At 41.2% G+C, this 17219-nt stretch carries 16 protein-coding genes; 7 read left to right on the top strand and 9 right to left on the bottom strand.

Annotation, left to right across the window (positions count from 1 at the left end; translation table 11 throughout):
- Positions 1–2: 2 nt before the first annotated feature.
- Positions 3–1040: a UDP-N-acetylmuramate dehydrogenase gene (gene murB / locus ACY3FQ_RS07565; RefSeq protein WP_489773789.1), complete on the bottom strand. Its 1038-nt coding sequence runs from the start codon at positions 1038–1040 to the stop codon at positions 3–5.
- Between the two features lie 13 nt (positions 1041–1053).
- The gene (locus ACY3FQ_RS07560; RefSeq protein ID WP_279681741.1) at positions 1054–1563 is read right to left on the bottom strand and encodes a low molecular weight protein-tyrosine-phosphatase; all 510 of its coding nucleotides are present in this window, start codon (positions 1561–1563) and stop codon (positions 1054–1056) included.
- Between the two features lie 114 nt (positions 1564–1677).
- Between ACY3FQ_RS07560 and ACY3FQ_RS07555 the strand changes: the two genes are divergently transcribed.
- The gene (locus ACY3FQ_RS07555) at positions 1678–2838 is read left to right on the top strand and encodes an iron-containing alcohol dehydrogenase (protein WP_489773788.1); all 1161 of its coding nucleotides are present in this window, start codon (positions 1678–1680) and stop codon (positions 2836–2838) included.
- Positions 2839–2890: 52 nt separating this feature from the next.
- Positions 2891–3334, top strand: coding sequence for an acyl-CoA thioesterase (locus ACY3FQ_RS07550; RefSeq protein WP_058869707.1), 444 nt, complete (start codon positions 2891–2893; stop codon positions 3332–3334).
- Here the strand turns inward: ACY3FQ_RS07550 and dnaX are convergent.
- The 6 genes from dnaX to ACY3FQ_RS07520 all read right to left on the bottom strand — a co-directional run bounded on the left by dnaX (position 3327) and on the right by ACY3FQ_RS07520 (position 10233).
- Complete coding sequence (gene dnaX, locus ACY3FQ_RS07545; RefSeq protein WP_489773787.1) at positions 3327–5423, bottom strand: DNA polymerase III subunit gamma/tau; 2097 nt, start codon at positions 5421–5423, stop codon at positions 3327–3329. The two genes, ACY3FQ_RS07550 and dnaX, sit on opposite strands and share 8 nt — an antisense overlap.
- A gap of 63 nt (positions 5424–5486) precedes the next feature.
- Positions 5487–5723: a hypothetical protein gene (locus ACY3FQ_RS07540; RefSeq protein WP_489773786.1), complete on the bottom strand. Its 237-nt coding sequence runs from the start codon at positions 5721–5723 to the stop codon at positions 5487–5489.
- Between the two features lie 270 nt (positions 5724–5993).
- Positions 5994–6449 carry a copper resistance protein NlpE N-terminal domain-containing protein gene (locus ACY3FQ_RS07535; protein WP_489773785.1) on the bottom strand — a complete coding sequence of 152 codons (456 nt, stop codon included), beginning with the start codon at positions 6447–6449 and terminating at the stop codon, positions 5994–5996.
- Between the two features lie 71 nt (positions 6450–6520).
- Positions 6521–7771, bottom strand: a complete 1251-nt coding sequence (locus ACY3FQ_RS07530) for a serine hydrolase domain-containing protein (protein ID WP_489773784.1) — start codon at positions 7769–7771, stop codon at positions 6521–6523.
- A 68-nt stretch (positions 7772–7839) separates the two neighbouring features.
- Entirely contained in the window at positions 7840–8694 is an 855-nt protein-coding gene (locus tag ACY3FQ_RS07525; RefSeq protein WP_489773783.1) for a MaoC family dehydratase, read from the bottom strand.
- Between the two features lie 147 nt (positions 8695–8841).
- A complete protein-coding gene (locus ACY3FQ_RS07520; RefSeq protein WP_489773782.1) occupies positions 8842–10233 on the bottom strand; it encodes a 3-oxoacyl-ACP reductase in 1392 nt (463 codons plus the stop codon).
- Between the two features lie 241 nt (positions 10234–10474).
- On the opposite strand from ACY3FQ_RS07520, the gene ACY3FQ_RS07515 reads away from it, so the two are divergent.
- Positions 10475–11992, top strand: coding sequence for an acetyl-CoA C-acetyltransferase (locus ACY3FQ_RS07515; protein WP_126036748.1), 1518 nt, complete (start codon positions 10475–10477; stop codon positions 11990–11992).
- A 702-nt stretch (positions 11993–12694) separates the two neighbouring features.
- On the opposite strand, the gene aceI is transcribed toward ACY3FQ_RS07515, so the two are convergent.
- On the bottom strand, positions 12695–13129 hold the full coding sequence (gene aceI / locus ACY3FQ_RS07510) for a chlorhexidine efflux PACE transporter AceI (RefSeq protein ID WP_062032662.1): 435 nt from the start codon (positions 13127–13129) through the stop codon (positions 12695–12697).
- Between the two features lie 99 nt (positions 13130–13228).
- Between aceI and aceR the strand changes: the two genes are divergently transcribed.
- The 4 genes from aceR (at position 13229) to ACY3FQ_RS07490 (ending at position 17217) form a co-directional block, all read left to right on the top strand.
- Entirely contained in the window at positions 13229–14116 is an 888-nt protein-coding gene (gene aceR / locus ACY3FQ_RS07505; RefSeq protein ID WP_114837631.1) for an HTH-type transcriptional regulator AceR, read from the top strand.
- 92 nt (positions 14117–14208) lie between these two features.
- A complete protein-coding gene (tal, locus tag ACY3FQ_RS07500; protein ID WP_489773781.1) occupies positions 14209–15195 on the top strand; it encodes a transaldolase in 987 nt (328 codons plus the stop codon).
- A 70-nt stretch (positions 15196–15265) separates the two neighbouring features.
- Complete coding sequence (leuE, locus tag ACY3FQ_RS07495) at positions 15266–15916, top strand: leucine efflux protein LeuE (protein WP_005401179.1); 651 nt, start codon at positions 15266–15268, stop codon at positions 15914–15916.
- Positions 15917–16041: 125 nt separating this feature from the next.
- Positions 16042–17217 carry a benzoate/H(+) symporter BenE family transporter gene (locus ACY3FQ_RS07490; RefSeq protein WP_010326831.1) on the top strand — a complete coding sequence of 392 codons (1176 nt, stop codon included), beginning with the start codon at positions 16042–16044 and terminating at the stop codon, positions 17215–17217.
- Positions 17218–17219: the final 2 nt, after the last annotated feature.

The following is a 17219-nucleotide window of genomic DNA, read 5'->3' as shown; positions in this document are numbered from 1 at the left end:
TTTTAACGATCCTGATGAGATTGGATGAGACCCGAGGAATTAAATAGCACAGGCTCAGGTTCCAACAAAACTTTAAATTTATTATACACATCCTGCTGTACTGCACGGTATGTGCTCTGTACATCGTTCAAATCTGCATTGGCATAATTCACTAAAACCAAGGCTTGTTTGGCAAACATCCCGACCACACCAAGCTGCTTACCTTTCCAGCCCGATTGATCTATCAACCAACCTGCTGCAATTTTAACATCACCATTCAACTGCGGATAATGTGGCAATTTTTCAAATTGTTGGGCTAAAAGGTCATAAGCTTGCTGACTCATTATTGGATTCTTAAAAAAACTGCCTACATTTGGAAATTCTTTCGGATCAGGCAATTTACTTTGACGAATCTGAATCACTTGTTGTTGTAAATTAAAAGCAGTGAGCTCATCACCCACGGCTTGTTTTAAGTCACCATAGCTAATTTTCAAATCTTCTTTTTTCAACAACTTGAAAGTCACATGTGTAATCACATAGCGAGTTGGATCATCTTTAAAAATACTATGACGATAACTAAATGCACAGTCTTTGGCTTGAATATCGCTAAACGTTTTCAACTGTCGGTCATAGACTTGTACACTTTCAATGAACTCGCCGGCCTCTACACCATAAGCGCCAATATTTTGTACAGGAGATGCGCCCACGAGGCCCGGAATCAACGCCAAATTCTGCAAGCCAAATAAATGATGTTCTGTCGTCCAAAGCACAAAGTCATGCCAAACTTGTCCCGCGCCGACTCGTATAGTTTTGGTATTCACATCTTCAGACAGGTTTTCTACGCCTAGAATGTTCATATGCACAACTAGAGCATCAATTTGTGCAGGAAGCAGCATATTACTTCCACCAGATAAAATCATGACATTCAAAGCGTGTTGCTGTGCATAGTCCAATGCTTCTACAAGCTCATCTGGACTGTGAATTTGAACATAATGAGAGGCTATCGCATTTAAGCTTAACGTATTAAAAGGTTTAAGCTGTTTTTGTGTTTCGATTTGCATGCACGAACCTTAATTACTGTTCAAATTGTTGTTTAAAAATACTGACCCACGCTTGGCTGCTCGACTCACATTGGTCAAGAACACGTTCAAAACCATCAGAGCCACCATAGTAAGGATCAGGTAATGCTTGCTGCGGATACTGCGCGTCATGTTCAGACATCAGTGCAATTTTAGCGCGGAGAGGCTGAGTACCAAATTCAGTTTGCGCTGTTTGATACAAGGCTTGAATATCATCAAAATTAAGATGATCCATCGCCAAAATTAAATCGAAATGAACAAAATCATGGGTCTGTAACTGTCGTGCGCGTAAGCTGGATAAATCATAGCCCCGTTTTAAAGCATGTTCTTGACTACGTAAGTCAGGTGCTTTGTTGGGATGGTAGTTACTGGTTCCCGCCGAATCGATTTCGATATTGAGCTGATGTGCATCACAAAAATGTCTGAGAACCACTTCTGCCGTGGGAGAACGACAAATATTTCCTAAACAGACACATAACACCTTATAGGGCGCTGTGAATGACATAACCACCTCGAAACAGCTTTATTTTCAAGTGTCTTATGTTAAGTTATTTAGAGGATGAATCCTATAGAAGTACAAAACAATATTGTTGGATAAGATATAAAAAAGGATGCTGTTATGAACCAATTTCAATTTCAAACTGTGCCGAATATTATTTCAGGCTTAGGCAGCATTCAGCAACTCAGAGACATTTTAACAGTACGCCCTTATCAACATCTGTTATTGGTTACAGATGCAGGCATGTTAAAGCATCAGCTTCACCTTCCCATCTTGGAAATTTTAGAAGATCTCTCGCTCACTTATAGTATTTACAGTGAGGTTGAAGCAGATCCAAGTGAGCAAATTGTTTTAAATGCGGTTGATTATGCCAAACAGCAAAAAGTAGATATCATTTTAGGTTTTGGTGGCGGCAGCTCTATGGATGTTGCAAAAATTATTGCCATACTCAGCCATCCCGCACAGCAGCAAAAGTTATCAGATCTTTATGGGGTGAATAATGCCCAAGCACCTCGTCTACCCTTAATTTTAGTCCCTACCACTGCAGGGACAGGCTCTGAAGTCACACCGATTTCGATTGTCACCACCGGTGAAACGACAAAGACTGGCATCGTAGCACCCGTTCTTTTTGCCGATGTAGCGATTTTGGATGCGACATTTACTGAAAACCTGCCGTGTCATATTAGCGCTGCTACAGGCATTGACGCGATGGTACATGCGATTGAAGCCTATACCTCTAAAATCAAGAAAAACCCCTATGCTGACATGTTGGCGAAACAGGCTTTAAAACTGCTGAATCAAAACCTCAGTTTGGTGCTAGAAGATGGTCGAAATTTAGAAGCTCGACAAAATATGTTGGTCGGTTCAATGTTGGCAGGACAAGCCTTTGCCAATGCCCCTGTCGGTGCTGTTCATGCGCTTGCTTATCCATTGGGTGGGCATTTTCACATTTCTCATGGACACAGTAATGCCTTAGTGCTGACAGAGGTTTTAAAGTTTAACCTCCCCCAAGCTAAGCAACATTATGCGGAACTGATCTGCTGGCTCGACCCAAAAAGTACAGGCTGTACCGATGGTCTTTCTGATCTTTTCGTCGATCATATGCAAAACCATTTAGACCGCAGTGGCTTAACATTAAAACTCAAAGCGTTGAATATTTCTGAACACAGTCTAGACCAGCTTGCAACCGATGCCATGTTGCAAACACGCCTACTACAAAACAACCCAAGAGAACTAGAGTGGCAACAGGCACGCGAAATTTATCAAGCCATTTACAGCTAAGCCATATAATTAACTTAGGCTACTTATAAGATGATTTTTAAGGATAATAACGATGAGACAAGCTGCAAAGACACGTGACCAATTTCATTATTTTCTACCGATTCAAACACGTTGGTCGGACAATGACCTCTATGGCCATGTCAACAACGTCACCTACTATAGTTATTTTGATACTGCCGCAAATGCCTTACTGATTGAAAAAGCAAATTTTGATATCCACCAATCACCTATTATTGGTTTAGTGGTCGACTCAGCATGTAGTTTCTTACATGAGTTGTCTTATCCTGAGATTATTGATGTTGGTGTGACAATTTCCAAAATAGGGAACTCTTCACTCACTTACGAACTTGCCATTTTCAAATTTGGTCAAGAAACTGCTTCAGCTCAAGGACATTTTATTCATGTTTTTGTAGACCGTGAAACACGAAAAAGCACCCCGATCCCATCTGAAATGCGGAGTGCTTTGCGCCACTACTTAAGCCATGACATTACTTAAGTTGGATATTATGTAATTCACCATCAAAAGTTTGTACAAGGCCTTTGACCGTGTCTTCATTTTGCAGTAACTCATGCGCACGTTGAAATGCTTTTTGCTTGCGCTGCGCCTGCATGGTGTACGGCGTAATCGTCTCAACTTCTGCATATTTCACATCAAAACGCGTCTGAGGCCATTCAGCTTTGAGCGCATCTTCCAAAACATGACGTAATTGGGTGAGGAGTTGCTCATAACGCTGCGGAATCATAAACACAGACTCGGCATTAATTTTCCCAGCCATTAAACCTTGCTGAGCTAATTCTTGTACCGCGGGTGATAAGCCACTGCTTCTGAACCAGTATTCCCACTTCTCCACCGTCCACTCACCGACTAACTGCTGCGGTTGTAGTTGTAAAATATCTTGTGGCATTAAATCGGCTGATGCAGATGAAACCTGTTCAAGTTGAGCAGACTCTACAATAGTAGCAACTGTTTGCTGGCTTTGATTTTCTACAACTTGGTTATCCTGTACACTATCAGCAGACAGCACTTCATTTGCTAAATCAAACGACTTCGCTTGCACAGCAGGTTCAGCTATTGCTACGACATCTTCAAGGGAAGCATCATTTTGACTTTCTAGGTCTAGCGGTACAATTTCATCAAATAAGAAATCATCACTATTTGGCTCATCGTCATTGCTTCGAGCATTAAATTCGTCTGCTTCATCTAAATCGAATAGCACTTCATCACTGGAAGGATCGAAAACGATTTGATCAGATTGCTGAGATGAGTCCACTGGTGGTTTATTATCTTCAACGCTTTCTGAAAGGTCGACATCATCAAGTTCAGGCTTAAACTCAGGCTCTGCATCCTGAGTTATTGCAGCGTCTTCAGATGCCACATCAACAACTGTACCTTCAGCATCTTGCTGCAAAGCCGTTTCTGGATCAGAACTCAGTATTGCCGCTTGTTGTACAGGTTCAACTACAGCGCTATTCGTCTGAGCCACCAACACTTCATTTGGTTGTAATGGACGGAACGCCAACATGCGCAGCACCGACATTTCAAAGCCTTGCTCTTGCGTGACTGCCAGCTGTAATTCAGCACGCCCTTTACATGCAATTTGGTAATAAAGTTGCAAGTCTTGCGCAGCAATTTGCTGAGACAATTGCATGATTTTTTTATTAATTTCAGCACTATATTTGAGACTTAGTTCTGGCAAATATTGTAGTAATGCCAATTCATGTAAAGTCGAAATCAGTTGATCCAAAACTAAAGATACATCCAGTGCTTGCTGGCGGAATTGCATCAGCAACTCACTCACCCGTTGTTTTTGGTTTTGATGTATCGCCAGGATCAGATCATAAATAATGGTACGGTCGATTAAACCCAACATTTCTTTGACATCTTGGTGCTGGATAGCGCCCTGACCGTAAGCAATTGCCTGATCTGTCAAAGAAAGTGCATCACGTAATGAGCCTTGGGCAGACTCTGCAATTTGCCAAATCGCATCTTGTTCGGCTTGGATGTTTTCTTTATTTAAAATATTCCCCAGATGCTCAGTAATTTCATCTACAGCCAAAGGGCGTAATGTAAATTGCAAACAGCGCGAGATCACAGTAATTGGGAGCTTTTGCGGATCTGTCGTTGCAAAAAGGAATTTTACATGTTCAGGTGGTTCTTCCAATGTTTTGAGTAAAGCATTAAAAGAATGCGTAGACAGCATATGTACTTCATCGATCAAATAGACCTTAAAACGACCTTGCGTCGGCGCATAAGGCACATTGTCTAAAAGCTCTCGCGTATCTTCAACTTTAGTCCGTGATGCCGCATCGATTTCAATCAAGTCAATAAAACGGCCTTCATTCACGGCGGTACAGGTTGGGCAAACTTCACATGGTGTCGAAGTCACACCTGTTTCACAGTTCAAGCACTTCGCCAAAATACGGGCAATGGTGGTTTTTCCGACCCCACGCGTTCCTGTAAATAAATAAGCATGGTGCAAACGCCCGCGCTCTAAAGCACTGGTTAGTGCTCGAGAAACGTGGTTTTGACCCACTAGCTCATTAAAATTGCGAGGACGATATTTCCGTGCAAGTACTTGATACATGTATGCTCCTTTTTATAGGCCTAAGCATACTGTTTTTTTGCCAAAGAGTGAATGGAAAGTCTATTAGTTCATAGAATCAATTGGAACAATTTTTTCCACTTGATCAAGTTTTAAAATTTTCAAGCCTCCATTTAAATCTTTTGAATTAGCAACAATAATTTTATCTTGATAAGCTTCAACTAAAGTTGCTCTAACAACTTTTGAATTACTCTCCTTAACAAACACAACGGGTGCATTTTTTAACCTTGATATTTTTATTTCAGCATTCAATGCAGTTACACTTATAACAATAAGAATCAATGTAAGTCGTCTTGTTACTAGATCTAAGCTTTTATTTGTTAAAAGAGCTAAACTTAAACCTAAAATGAAATATGTCCAATAAATAATAGAATTGGTAACAGAGATGCCAAGTTTGGATAACCCACAAAATATTATCATCAACAATAAGATTGAAAAGACTGTAAACCCACGAATATAAGACTTCTTATTTTTATATTTTACTACTTCGCTATTTTTTAAGCTAAAAGTGTCAACACACCCTAAGTAAACTAAAAATTAACGCTTAGAAAATCAACTTATCATTGATAAAACAAAATCACTCTGCATTTGATATTTTTTTCCAGTCACATCTTCACGTATTTCTAAAACACGATCTTCTAAATCGACATAAAGCAAGTTTCGCGTTGTCACGTTCACTAACTCTACCTTGTGCTGATCTTGAGCATTAAAACGAAGTGATCCAGTCAAAGTTTCGATTTCATTATGGCCACTCAAACTTTCTCGTTTTAGGGTGTAGGTCATGTTTTCATGCAGCTCTAGTGCTACTGCCATACCTGGACAGTCTTCACAACGGGACAAACACCCCATACACGGCGTTGTACCCTGATAACTCCCAACCCACGCAGGAATAATCTGCTTTTGTTCTGCCACTTGAAGTTTAGACTGATCATGTTGCGTTTGATTTGCCTCGGAACAGCCTAACAATAGTCCTGTAGCAACCAGCGGGATAAAAATGGCAGTCTTCATGTCACAAATATTCAAAACCTAAACCGCGACGAACATAACATATTTTAGACGCTGACTAAATCTCAGCCCCATCAAAACCAGCCTTTTTTGCCTGTTAAGACCGCATCTGCGCAGCGTAAACTTTCTTGGCTTAAAGCCCAAAGTCGATAATCCCCAGTTAAAGAACCTGTAGCAAAGTTATGTGTATAGGCAAAACTTAAGCCTCGCTCACTATCGCCCCAAGCCCCTGAACCATTAAAGCCCATATGACCAAAACCCTGCTCTGCGGTTTTTCCTAAAGTTAATATACGGTGATATCCCAAGCGCCAATGCATAGGTATCGGCATCACGCGATCTCGATAGGTATATTGCACTCGACTCAATTCAGAAAACACATCAGGGCAAATCAGCTGCTGACCTTCCCAAATCCCTTTTTGAGATAGCATCGCATACACTTTGGCTAAACTATTGGCTGTAAATACACCATTTGCAGCAGGAATGATCGCCTGAATCGCATCATCATGATAAAAACTGACCTTTTTCATGCCTTTGGGTATCATGCCATCTTGAAAGTCTTGTGGATCTTGCCCTGACCACTGCATCGCTTTATCCAGCAATGAAACTTTACGCACCTTCGTTGGACTTTTCTGATTTGGTTGGACAGGTACAGGACGAGTAATAGGTCTCGCGATACGTTTTAATTCAGCACTGGGTGCACCAAAGTAAGCCCCATCTAGCTCAAGTGGCTCAACTAAATAGGTTTGGAAGAGTTCAGTTAAACGTTTCCCCGTTGCTTTTTCCAAAGCACCACCGACAATCCAACCAAATGACAAAGGTTGATAGGCAGCATCTTGACCAATTGCAAAACGTGGTTGCGCTTTTTCAAATACGTCTAACATATGCGTCCAGTCCAACATTTCTGTCGCATCAGCAATGTTATTACGGATATCAAATAATCCGCTTTGATGACTCAGCACGTGTCTTAGCGTCATCTTCCCTTTGCCATTTTGGGCAAATTCAGGCCAATAATCCGCAATCGGTTGATCGTAGCTCAGTACACCTTGACTGACTAAAATATGCGCCAAGGTTGCAAGCACGCCTTTGCCTGTCGAATAACACACCGACATGGTATTGGCCTGCCAAGGAGAATCTACCACTGCTAAACCAGTATAGATATCGACAACTTTTTCACCTTGAAAATATAAAACACAAGCTGCACCGCCATATGCTGAACGAGCATCCTGTAAGCGGCTAAAGAGATGGGCAACACTTTGAAAACGTGGGTCAACATAGCCTTGATAATGGTTCGGATTCGCTTGTAAATATTGTTTTAAAATTTTCATTTACACATCCTTGTATTTTTAAGCGGACATAAAAAAGCCCAGTGTAATCTAAACTGGGCTTTTTAAAATTATAGTGCTTTGACCTGTCCCGTCACATGCGGTTTTTGATTCTTACCATTTCGAATTAAGAAAGCTGTATTTACACCTTCTGTCGCGGTCATAAAATCGACTGTTGACGGTAAATACATCGGCAGTTTAAACCAAACATCTGCTTCATAAGCATCAGGCAATGTAATCGAAGCCAACGCTCGGGCCTTACTCCACATGCCGTGCGCAATGGCCTGTTTGAAACCAAAAGCTTTTGCTGTCACCGCATGAATGTGGATGAGGTTGAAGTCGCCCGAGGTCATTGCATAACGACGTCCTGTGTTTTCAGAGACTTCCCAGACTGCATTCGGCTGATAATCTGGAGTCGTTGCTTCAACTAATTTTGGTGCTGTTTTACCATCGGTCTTTTGACGTGCTAAATACGTGGTCAATGCTTCAACCACCACTTCATTACCAACTTTCACCGTGGTAATAAAATCGAACTGAACACCTTTATCATGTGGCTCAAGGGCGCCATATTTACATGATAAAGTGAGGGTTTCATTGACACCAACTTTACGCATTTGTTTGACTTGATTGCGAATATGTACCAAACCTAGCACAGGAAATGGAAACGGCTCTTGCCCCATCATGTGCATTTGTAGGCTTTGCGATAATACGGCCAGATAAATCGCAGGAATATAACCATTATTTCTAAAGCCACACACTTGGTTATAAGCTTTCAAATGCTTTTGATCGACGTTAAAAGAATCCACCACATACTCAACCTGCGGTAAGACTTTTTCACCTTTTGGTTTTTTAAAGATCAAACCTTGAATGACTTTCGGATAAGCCATATATGGTTTTGGAAGTTGACTAAAATGGCGAGTCTTCATACTGAACCTTTGAGAAGTTTTTATTTCAATATTTTTGAAAGCTCCTTCTCCCTCAGGGAGAAGGTTGGGATGAGGGAAAACTCCCTCCCTTTTATAATATAAAGAATTTATCCCTCCCTAAAGGAGAGATAAATTCAAGCTTTTAAATTAAGCACCCAACAAGCTTTGACCACAAACGCGTACCACGTTACCGTTTAAACCAGTCGATGCTGTCGCTGCAAATAAAGCAATGGTTTCAGCAACATCTACAGGTAAACCACCTTGGCTCATCGAGTTCATACGGCGACCCGCTTCACGGATTGCAAATGGAATCGCAGCAGTCATTTGGGTTTCAATGAAACCTGGTGCAACCGCATTGATGGTAATGCCATTCGTCAAAGTTGGAGCTGTAAATTTAACTACACCAATGACACCTGCTTTCGACACAGCATAGTTGGTTTGACCTAAGTTACCTGCAATACCTGAAATCGATGATACACATACAATACGACCATTGGCATTTAAACCGTCGTTCGCAAGTAAATAATCATTTACACGTTCAATCGCAGACAAGTTAATATTAATCACCAAGTCCCAAAGCTCAGGCTTCATATTTGCCAAAGTTTTGTCACGAGTAATGCCTGCGTTATGCACGATAATGTCTAAACCACCTTGAGCAGCTGCCGCAGCTTTAATTTTCTCACCAGCATCATTTGCAGTGATATCAATCGCCAGTGTTGAACCACCAATCTCACCTGCAACACGGTCAAGATCTGCTTGTTGCTGTGGTACATCTAAACAAATCACATGCGCACCATCACGTGCCAAGACATGTGCAATCGCTTCACCAATACCACGGCTCGCACCTGTCACTACAGCAGTTTTACCTGCCAATGGTTTAGCCCAATCTACATCTACAACAGCAGCTTTAGAAACGCGAATCACTTGACCAGAAACATAAGCAGAACGTGGCGATGCTGCAAAACGTAAAGTTGACTCAAGATTTTCTTCTGCACCTGCATCCACATAAATCAAATGTGCTGCAATACCCTTTTTAAATTCTTTGCCAACAGACTTCACGAAGCCTTCAAGCGCGCGTTGTGCAATCGCTTTTTTCACACTACCCGCAGTTTCAGGGGTAGTGCCTACCACAATCACACGACCAGAAGCAGCCACTTGGCGTGCGATAGGATTAAAGAAGTTATATAACTCATTGAGTTGCTCTGATGACTCAATGCCTGATGCATCAAAAATAACAACTTTGAATTTAGACTCTTTGTCGCCTGCATTAAATGCACTTAAGTTTAAGCCCACTTTAGCCGCAGCTTGTTGTAACTGTGCATTGTTACCCGCATAGCTATTGGCATGGACATTGGCTAAAATTTGTGCAATTACACCAGACAATGAACTGTTTGTTGCTGCACCCAGTAAAACAGCACCTTTAATCACAGGCGTTGCTGACTCAAAACGGTCTAAAAAAGTTGGTGCAGGTAAACCCAAATTTTTAATGACAAATTTACCAATCGGAGATTTTGCAAAAGTTTGGTATTGATCAGTCATGTTTTTTATCTCTCATACAAATTAATTGTTGATGGATTCAAAGATATCCTTTTAACTTCAAAGTGATGTCTAGAGTCTTATATTTCAATAGTTCCATCGGTTTCTATAGAATCATACTTGAGTTATAGATGATATGTCTTGACCTGAAAGCCTGTTGCAATGTCATTCTAGTCAATTCAGCCCTTTTTATAATATGCTAATGTACACCCTAAGAATAGATTAACATGCTTGGAAAAGCCTTATGAGCAAAACAACTCAAGAAAATCCAGCAGTGGAAAATTCTGCTACGGAAACTGTGTCAAATACATCAAAAAGTACATCTCGTAGAACTAAAAGTACTGGCACAACAACCCAATCAGTAAATAACACGACTAAGCCGACTCGCACCCGTGCTGCGTCAACTCGTAGTAAAAGCCCCGCTTCTTCTACAAATGCTTTAAAACCAAAAACTCAAACTGCTGTTCAACAGGATCAAACCATGAGTCAAAACACTGTTCGCCGCGTGGCTATTATCGGTGGTAACCGTATTCCTTTCGCTCGCTCAAATGGCGCATATTTCACCGCTTCGAATACAGATATGTTCACAGCAGCGCTAAACGGTCTTGTTGAACGTTTTAACCTTCAAGGTCAACGTCTTGGTGAAGTGGTTGCTGGTGCTGTTCTTAAGCACAGCCGTGACTTTAACATGACCCGTGAATGTGTACTAAACACTGCACTTGCACCAGAAACACCTGCTTACGATATTCAGCAAGCATGTGGTACTGGCTTACAAGCTGCCTTCTTAGTTGCCAACAAAATCGCACTGGGCCAAATTGAAGTGGGTGTTGCTGGTGGTGTAGATACAACTTCTGATGCACCAATTGCGTTTGGTGATGGTTTACGTAAAGCATTGCTTGAACTCAACATTGCAAAAACGGGTAAAGACCGTTTAAAAGCTTTAACTAAAATCAACCTAAAAGACTTGATGGATGCGCCAAAAAATGGTGAGCCACGCACAGGTCTTTCTATGGGTGATCACCAAGCTATTACTGCGCTTGAATGGGGTATTGCACGTGAAGCACAAGACGAACTTGCTGCATCTTCACATCAAAAAATGGCTGCAGCTTACGAAGAAGGTTTCTTCGATGACCTGATCACACCATTCTTAGGTTTAGAGCGTGACAACAACTTACGTGCTGACTCTACGGTTGAAAAACTTGCTAAGCTCAAACCAGCTTTTGGTAAAGGCGATGCGCGTACCATGACCGCAGGTAACTCAACACCACTTACGGATGGTGCGTCTTGTGTTCTTTTAGCATCTGAAGAGTGGGCAAAAGCAAACGGTCACGAAGTACTTGCTTACTTAACCTTCCAAGAAACAGCTGCAGTTGATTTCGTTGAGAAAAAAGAAGGCTTATTGATGGCACCTGCTTATGCAGTTCCACGTATGCTTGAGCGTGCTGGCATTAAACTTCAAGACTTCGACTACTACGAAATTCATGAAGCATTTGCATCGCAAGTTCTTTCAACTTTGAAAGCTTGGGAAGATCCAAAATTCTGTAAAGACCGCTTAGGTTTAGATGCTCCACTCGGTTCAATTGACCGCACTAAACTCAACGTCAAAGGTTCTTCACTTGCAGCAGGTCACCCATTTGCTGCTACGGGTGGTCGTATCATTGCTACTGCTGCGAAGTTGATTAACCAAAAAGGTTCAGGTCGCGTACTGGTTTCAATTTGTGCTGCTGGTGGCCAAGGTGTAACGGCAATTATTGAAAAATAATTTCGCCTTCGCTATTAAAAAGCACCTCTTTTGAGGTGCTTTTTAACTGGTCAAAACCATCAATTTGCTCTATAGATAAAAGTAAAATAACCAAATACAAAACTATGCGAAATTCATTCCCATTGTTGGCTTATCTCAATACACCCATTCGCTATTATTATTTTTACCTCATTCCCTTAGGACTAGCACTCCTTATGGTCAGTTTTGATGTTCACTTTCAAGGCGTGTTTCCAAGTACCATCGCATCCAACTTATCCAGTCCACATAAATTTCTCAATGACTTTTTTAGTATATGTACATTCATATGTATTGTCGTTATTTTTATCAATTATTTTCGCGTACAGCTCAATAGACAACAAGTCCAACACATTCAACAACACTACGCAAAACTGAATACACAACAACGTTCAATGTTTAGCCCGCTAGGCTTATTGTTTTTTATTTTTATGTTGCTCTTTTTCTGCTTAAGCTAGTTTTTGATCAGTAATGAAATCCCATACACAAATTCCACTACAAAGAAAGGCGCAACCATGGTCTATCTAAAAGGCTTTGCTCATCCGTATATTAGCGCTGTAGTGAATAGCTTACACTATGCCCTCACGGTTCTTTTTGCCTTGATGATCCCTTATATTTTCAATGTTAGAAAATTCACATAAGAATCACTGCACATTAAAAAAGCCACGACATTGCGTGGCTTTTTTTTTAATTTGAATATTGCGCTTCAGGTTGGATACCCAATTTCGCTTCCAGCATGTCATAACACCACTGGAAAATAAAGGTATAAACCAAAATACACATGGTTAAACTAAAGTCGAGTACGATGGCTTGCCAAATACTCATTTGCATTGCATATGCGACCATTGGGATGGTTGCAAGCATCAAACCACCTTCAAAACCAATCGCGTGAAGGACACGTACGCCGATGGTTCTTTTTAGCTTTCTTTTCGCTTCAAACTTTTCAAAAAAATGGTTAAACACCATATTCCATATGACCGAAGTGACTGCCATGGCGATACCAAGAACACCTGTGACTTCTAAAGGCATATGGAATATGAAACTTAAGGCAACAGCAATGATCACCAATAGGATGATTTCATAGCTGAGCGCATGAATAATCCTTCTTTTGGAAATCAACATTTTTAATTACTCTTTCATGATTGGATGTTGGCTATTTTATTTTTATAATATTGATTAATCGAGTTAGGTTCTTTCAATAAAATTGAAAGATGGAAAATTATGAATATCAATCAAGAACAACTGATTATTTTTAAAACCGTGATTGAGTCAGGCTCATTTTCAGCTGCTGCACGCAAGTTAGGCAAAGTGCCATCGGCCGTGAGTATGTCAATTGCTAACTTGGAAATAGACTTAAACCTACAGCTCTTCTTACGCGAAGGACGTGAGCCCACAGCAACTGCGCAAGCCCTGACCTTGTATGAAAAAACCGAGCAACTGCTGACCGAAATGAATCAATGGAAACAGCATGCCTATGCCCTAAGCCATGGTTTGGAGTCATCGCTGAATATCGTAGTGGTATCTGAATTGCTGCATATGCAATGGATTGACTACATCGCAATATTAGAAGCCGAATTTCCCAGTCTACAAATTAATATTTTTTCTGCACCTCAAGAAGATGCACAGAAAATGTTACTCAACGGCACAGCACAACTGGCGCTGATGTTCGAACGTGAGCAACTGGAAAGCAGTGAACAGTTTGTAGAATTAAAACTCGAGACTTTAGTTCCCGTTGCCAATAAGGACTTTACTCTGGCACAATTTCCACAAGTCAGCTTTGAACAAATTCAACATAGCCGTCAAATCGTGGTTGCCAGTCGCGATAAAAGCATTAAGCCAGAATTGCTATATTCCAAACAGTATTGGCGGACAGACAACCATCACTCTGCTTGCGCCTTAATCATGCAAAACTTTGGTTGGGGTGTTTTGCCCTTAGAAATGTTGAATGAAAACCCTCAGCTCAAAACTCAGCTCAAAATATTAGATCTGCTAGATTTCACCCCCAAGTTTGAATATTTTGTAGACTTGGTCTGGAGTCGTGAAAGTGAATTGGGCGCGGCTGCACGTTTTTTAATCCAACACATCCGAAATCAGCGTAAAAAAGTATAATAACTGCTGTTAAAACGTCCGAATCTACTTGGGTTAAAAGCAGTTTGTGTTATAAATAATTTACGGGTAATAACTTTAAGAACTAACGATCAATGACACAAACAGCATTAAACCAATTAAAAAACTTAACCGCCATTGTTGCCGACAGTAGCGATTTAGCGGCGATTAACCAATTTCGTCCGCTCGATGCAACCACCAATCCATCTCTAATTACAGCCGCTGCAAGTCAACCTGAAAATAAAGAGTTGATTGAAGATGCTTTCGCCCAAGCCAAAGCGGAAGGCTTCGAAGATGACTTACTTATTGAACGCACAATCGACATTCTTACCGTCAAATTTGGTGTTGAAATTCTCAAGTTGATCGAAGGTCGTGTTTCCACAGAAGTAGATGCAGCGCTGTCTTATGATACCAATGCCACCATTGAAAAAGCCAAAGAGCTGCTGACGTTATATAAAAACTATGGCGTAGATCAAGATCGTATTTTAATTAAAATTGCTTCGACATGGGCAGGCATTCAAGCAGCGAAAGTGCTAGAAGCTGAAGGTATCCATACCAACTTAACGCTTTTGTTTGGTGTGCATCAAGCACATGCTTGTGCGGAGGCGAATGTCACTTTAATTTCACCTTTTGTTGGGCGTATTTTAGATTGGTACAAAAAGGCCGAAGGCGTGGACAGCTATCCCGTTGAAAAAGACCCTGGCGTACTCTCTGTGAAGCAAATTTACCAGTTCTATAAAGCACATGGGGTCAAAACAGAAATTATGGGCGCAAGCTTCCGTAGTATTGACCAAGTGTTGGGACTAGCTGGCTGTGACCTGCTGACTGTTGCACCTAATTTATTGGCTGCACTTGAACAAGACACGCGTGAAGTCAAAGCACAACTGTCAGCATGTGATATTGCACCAGCGACAACTGCACTTAACGCACTCGGTGAAACTGAGTTTAGAGATCAAATTGAACATGACCTCATGGCAACGCAACTGCTCCAAGGGGGGATTGATGGATTTATTAAAGCTCGTCAACAGCTGAACACACTGTTACGTCAGTCTTTTGGTTTAGATGAAGAAATTTCAGCTTAACTTGATTTTTCTTCTTTTAAAAGCCGATTTTGTTATCATGCAACATCGGCTTTTTTATTGAGAATACGTTGTGTTTGGTATTATCGACATCGGTACTTATATCATCGGTACAATTCTAATTGTGATTTTGCCAGGCCCAAATTCTCTTTATGTGATGTCTATTGCCTCACGATTTGGTATTAAAACGGGTTACTGGGGTGCATTAGGTGTTTTCACAGGCGATTTGATCCTCATTCTATGTACCGTGCTGGGTGCAGCATCTCTTTTACATGCTTTTCCTTGGCTATTTATTTTATTAAAAATTGTAGGTGCACTCTATCTGTCATACCTAGGTATAAAACTCTTGATTGCAGGAGTCAAAACCTGGAGCTCTAGCCCACAACAGCTTGCAGCAAGTACAGATCAGAGCACTTTACAAACCTTGCATCCTTTTCGCTCAGCGCTGACCATTAGCCTTTTAAACCCAAAAGCTATTTTGTTTTATCTGTCTTTTTTTGTGCAGTTTGTCGACCCAAATTATGCCTACCCAGCACTAAGCTTTGCCTTACTTTCCATTATTCTACAAATCATCAGTATGGCTTATCTCAGTATCCTGATTTTTTCAGGTATTAAGCTGGCGAGCTATTTCAACCGACAGTTCAAAGTTGCCGCTGTCGCAGTGGCGACCGTCGGTCTGCTGTTTTGTGGCTTCGGCTTAAAACTGGCACTTTCCACACTGTAATTTTCGTGAATAATCTCATTATTTTCGATAAAAAATCCATCATGTGCTGTTTTCTTTTTCAAGAACCAGCGTATGATCCATGAACAATAGTAATTTTCACTCATTCAAATTATGTTTTGATCTTCATGCAAAAATTATTTCAAGATTTCTCAGTTCCAGCAGTATTCGCAGGTTTTATCACCTTCCTCATTGGCATTAGTGTGTCTTCAGTCTTGGTCATTCAATCCGCCCAAGTCTTAGGTGCAAATACCGCGCAAATCAACTCATGGTTCTGGGCTTTAGGTCTGGGTATTGGTTTGAGTGGCCTGCTTTTATCTTGGAAACTTAAATATCCTGTATCGACCTCATGGTCTACGGCAGCACTGGCCTTAATTATTGCGACAGGTAGTGGTTATAGTTTGCATGAAGCGATTGGCGCATTTTTGGTCTGTGGTTTAGTTACTGCCATTTTGGGCTTTTTCGGTATCTTTGAAAAAGTACTGACGTATATCCCGCAAAGCCTAACCAGTGCCATGCTGGCAGGTGTGTTATTGAAGTTTGGTATTTCATTGTTCGCCAGTATGCAAGACCATTGGGGTTTTATTTTATCCATGCTGGCGGCTTATATTGTTTCTAAGCGACTTACCCCACGTTATTGCATTGTCATTACAGTGATTGCAGGCTTGTTACTCTGCCCATTGTTCTTAGACTTCCATACTCCTCAAATCACATGGAGCCTAGCGCAACCTGTTTGGATGGCACCTGAGTTCAGTATGTCTGCTATTTTAGGTTTAGCGCTGCCTTTATTTGTGATCAATATGGCATCGCAGTACTTACCGGGTATTGCCATGATTAAAAGCTATGGCTATAACCCCCACGTCAATCAACTGATTGGATGGACGGGCACCGCTCAAGCCTTACTCGCACCCTTTGGCTGTTATAGTGTCAATACCGCAGCAATTAGTGCAGCTGTCAGTTTAGATGAACAAGTTCACCCTGATCCATCAAAACGCTATATTGCTGGGATGAGTTGTGGTTTCTTCTACATCTTAATGGGACTATTCGCAGCCACCCTGACCAGTCTTTTGCTGTCTTTCCCTGCGATTTTTATTACAGCATTGGCTGGTATTGCTTTGTTTGGCACGATTAGTCATAACATCGCGATTGCATTTGAAGCGGTATCAGACCGTGAGGCAGCCCTCATGACGTTCTTATTCAGCGCATCTGGGGTACAGTTCTTTGGCATTGGTTCTGCCTTTTGGGGACTACTCTTTGGTTTTGCAGTTATGCTTATCTTTAAGTTTAAAGCCAAAAAAGTTTAAGC

The organism is Acinetobacter sp. AB03, from assembly GCF_058107045.1.
This window is presented reverse-complemented; position numbering and strand designations above follow the sequence as displayed.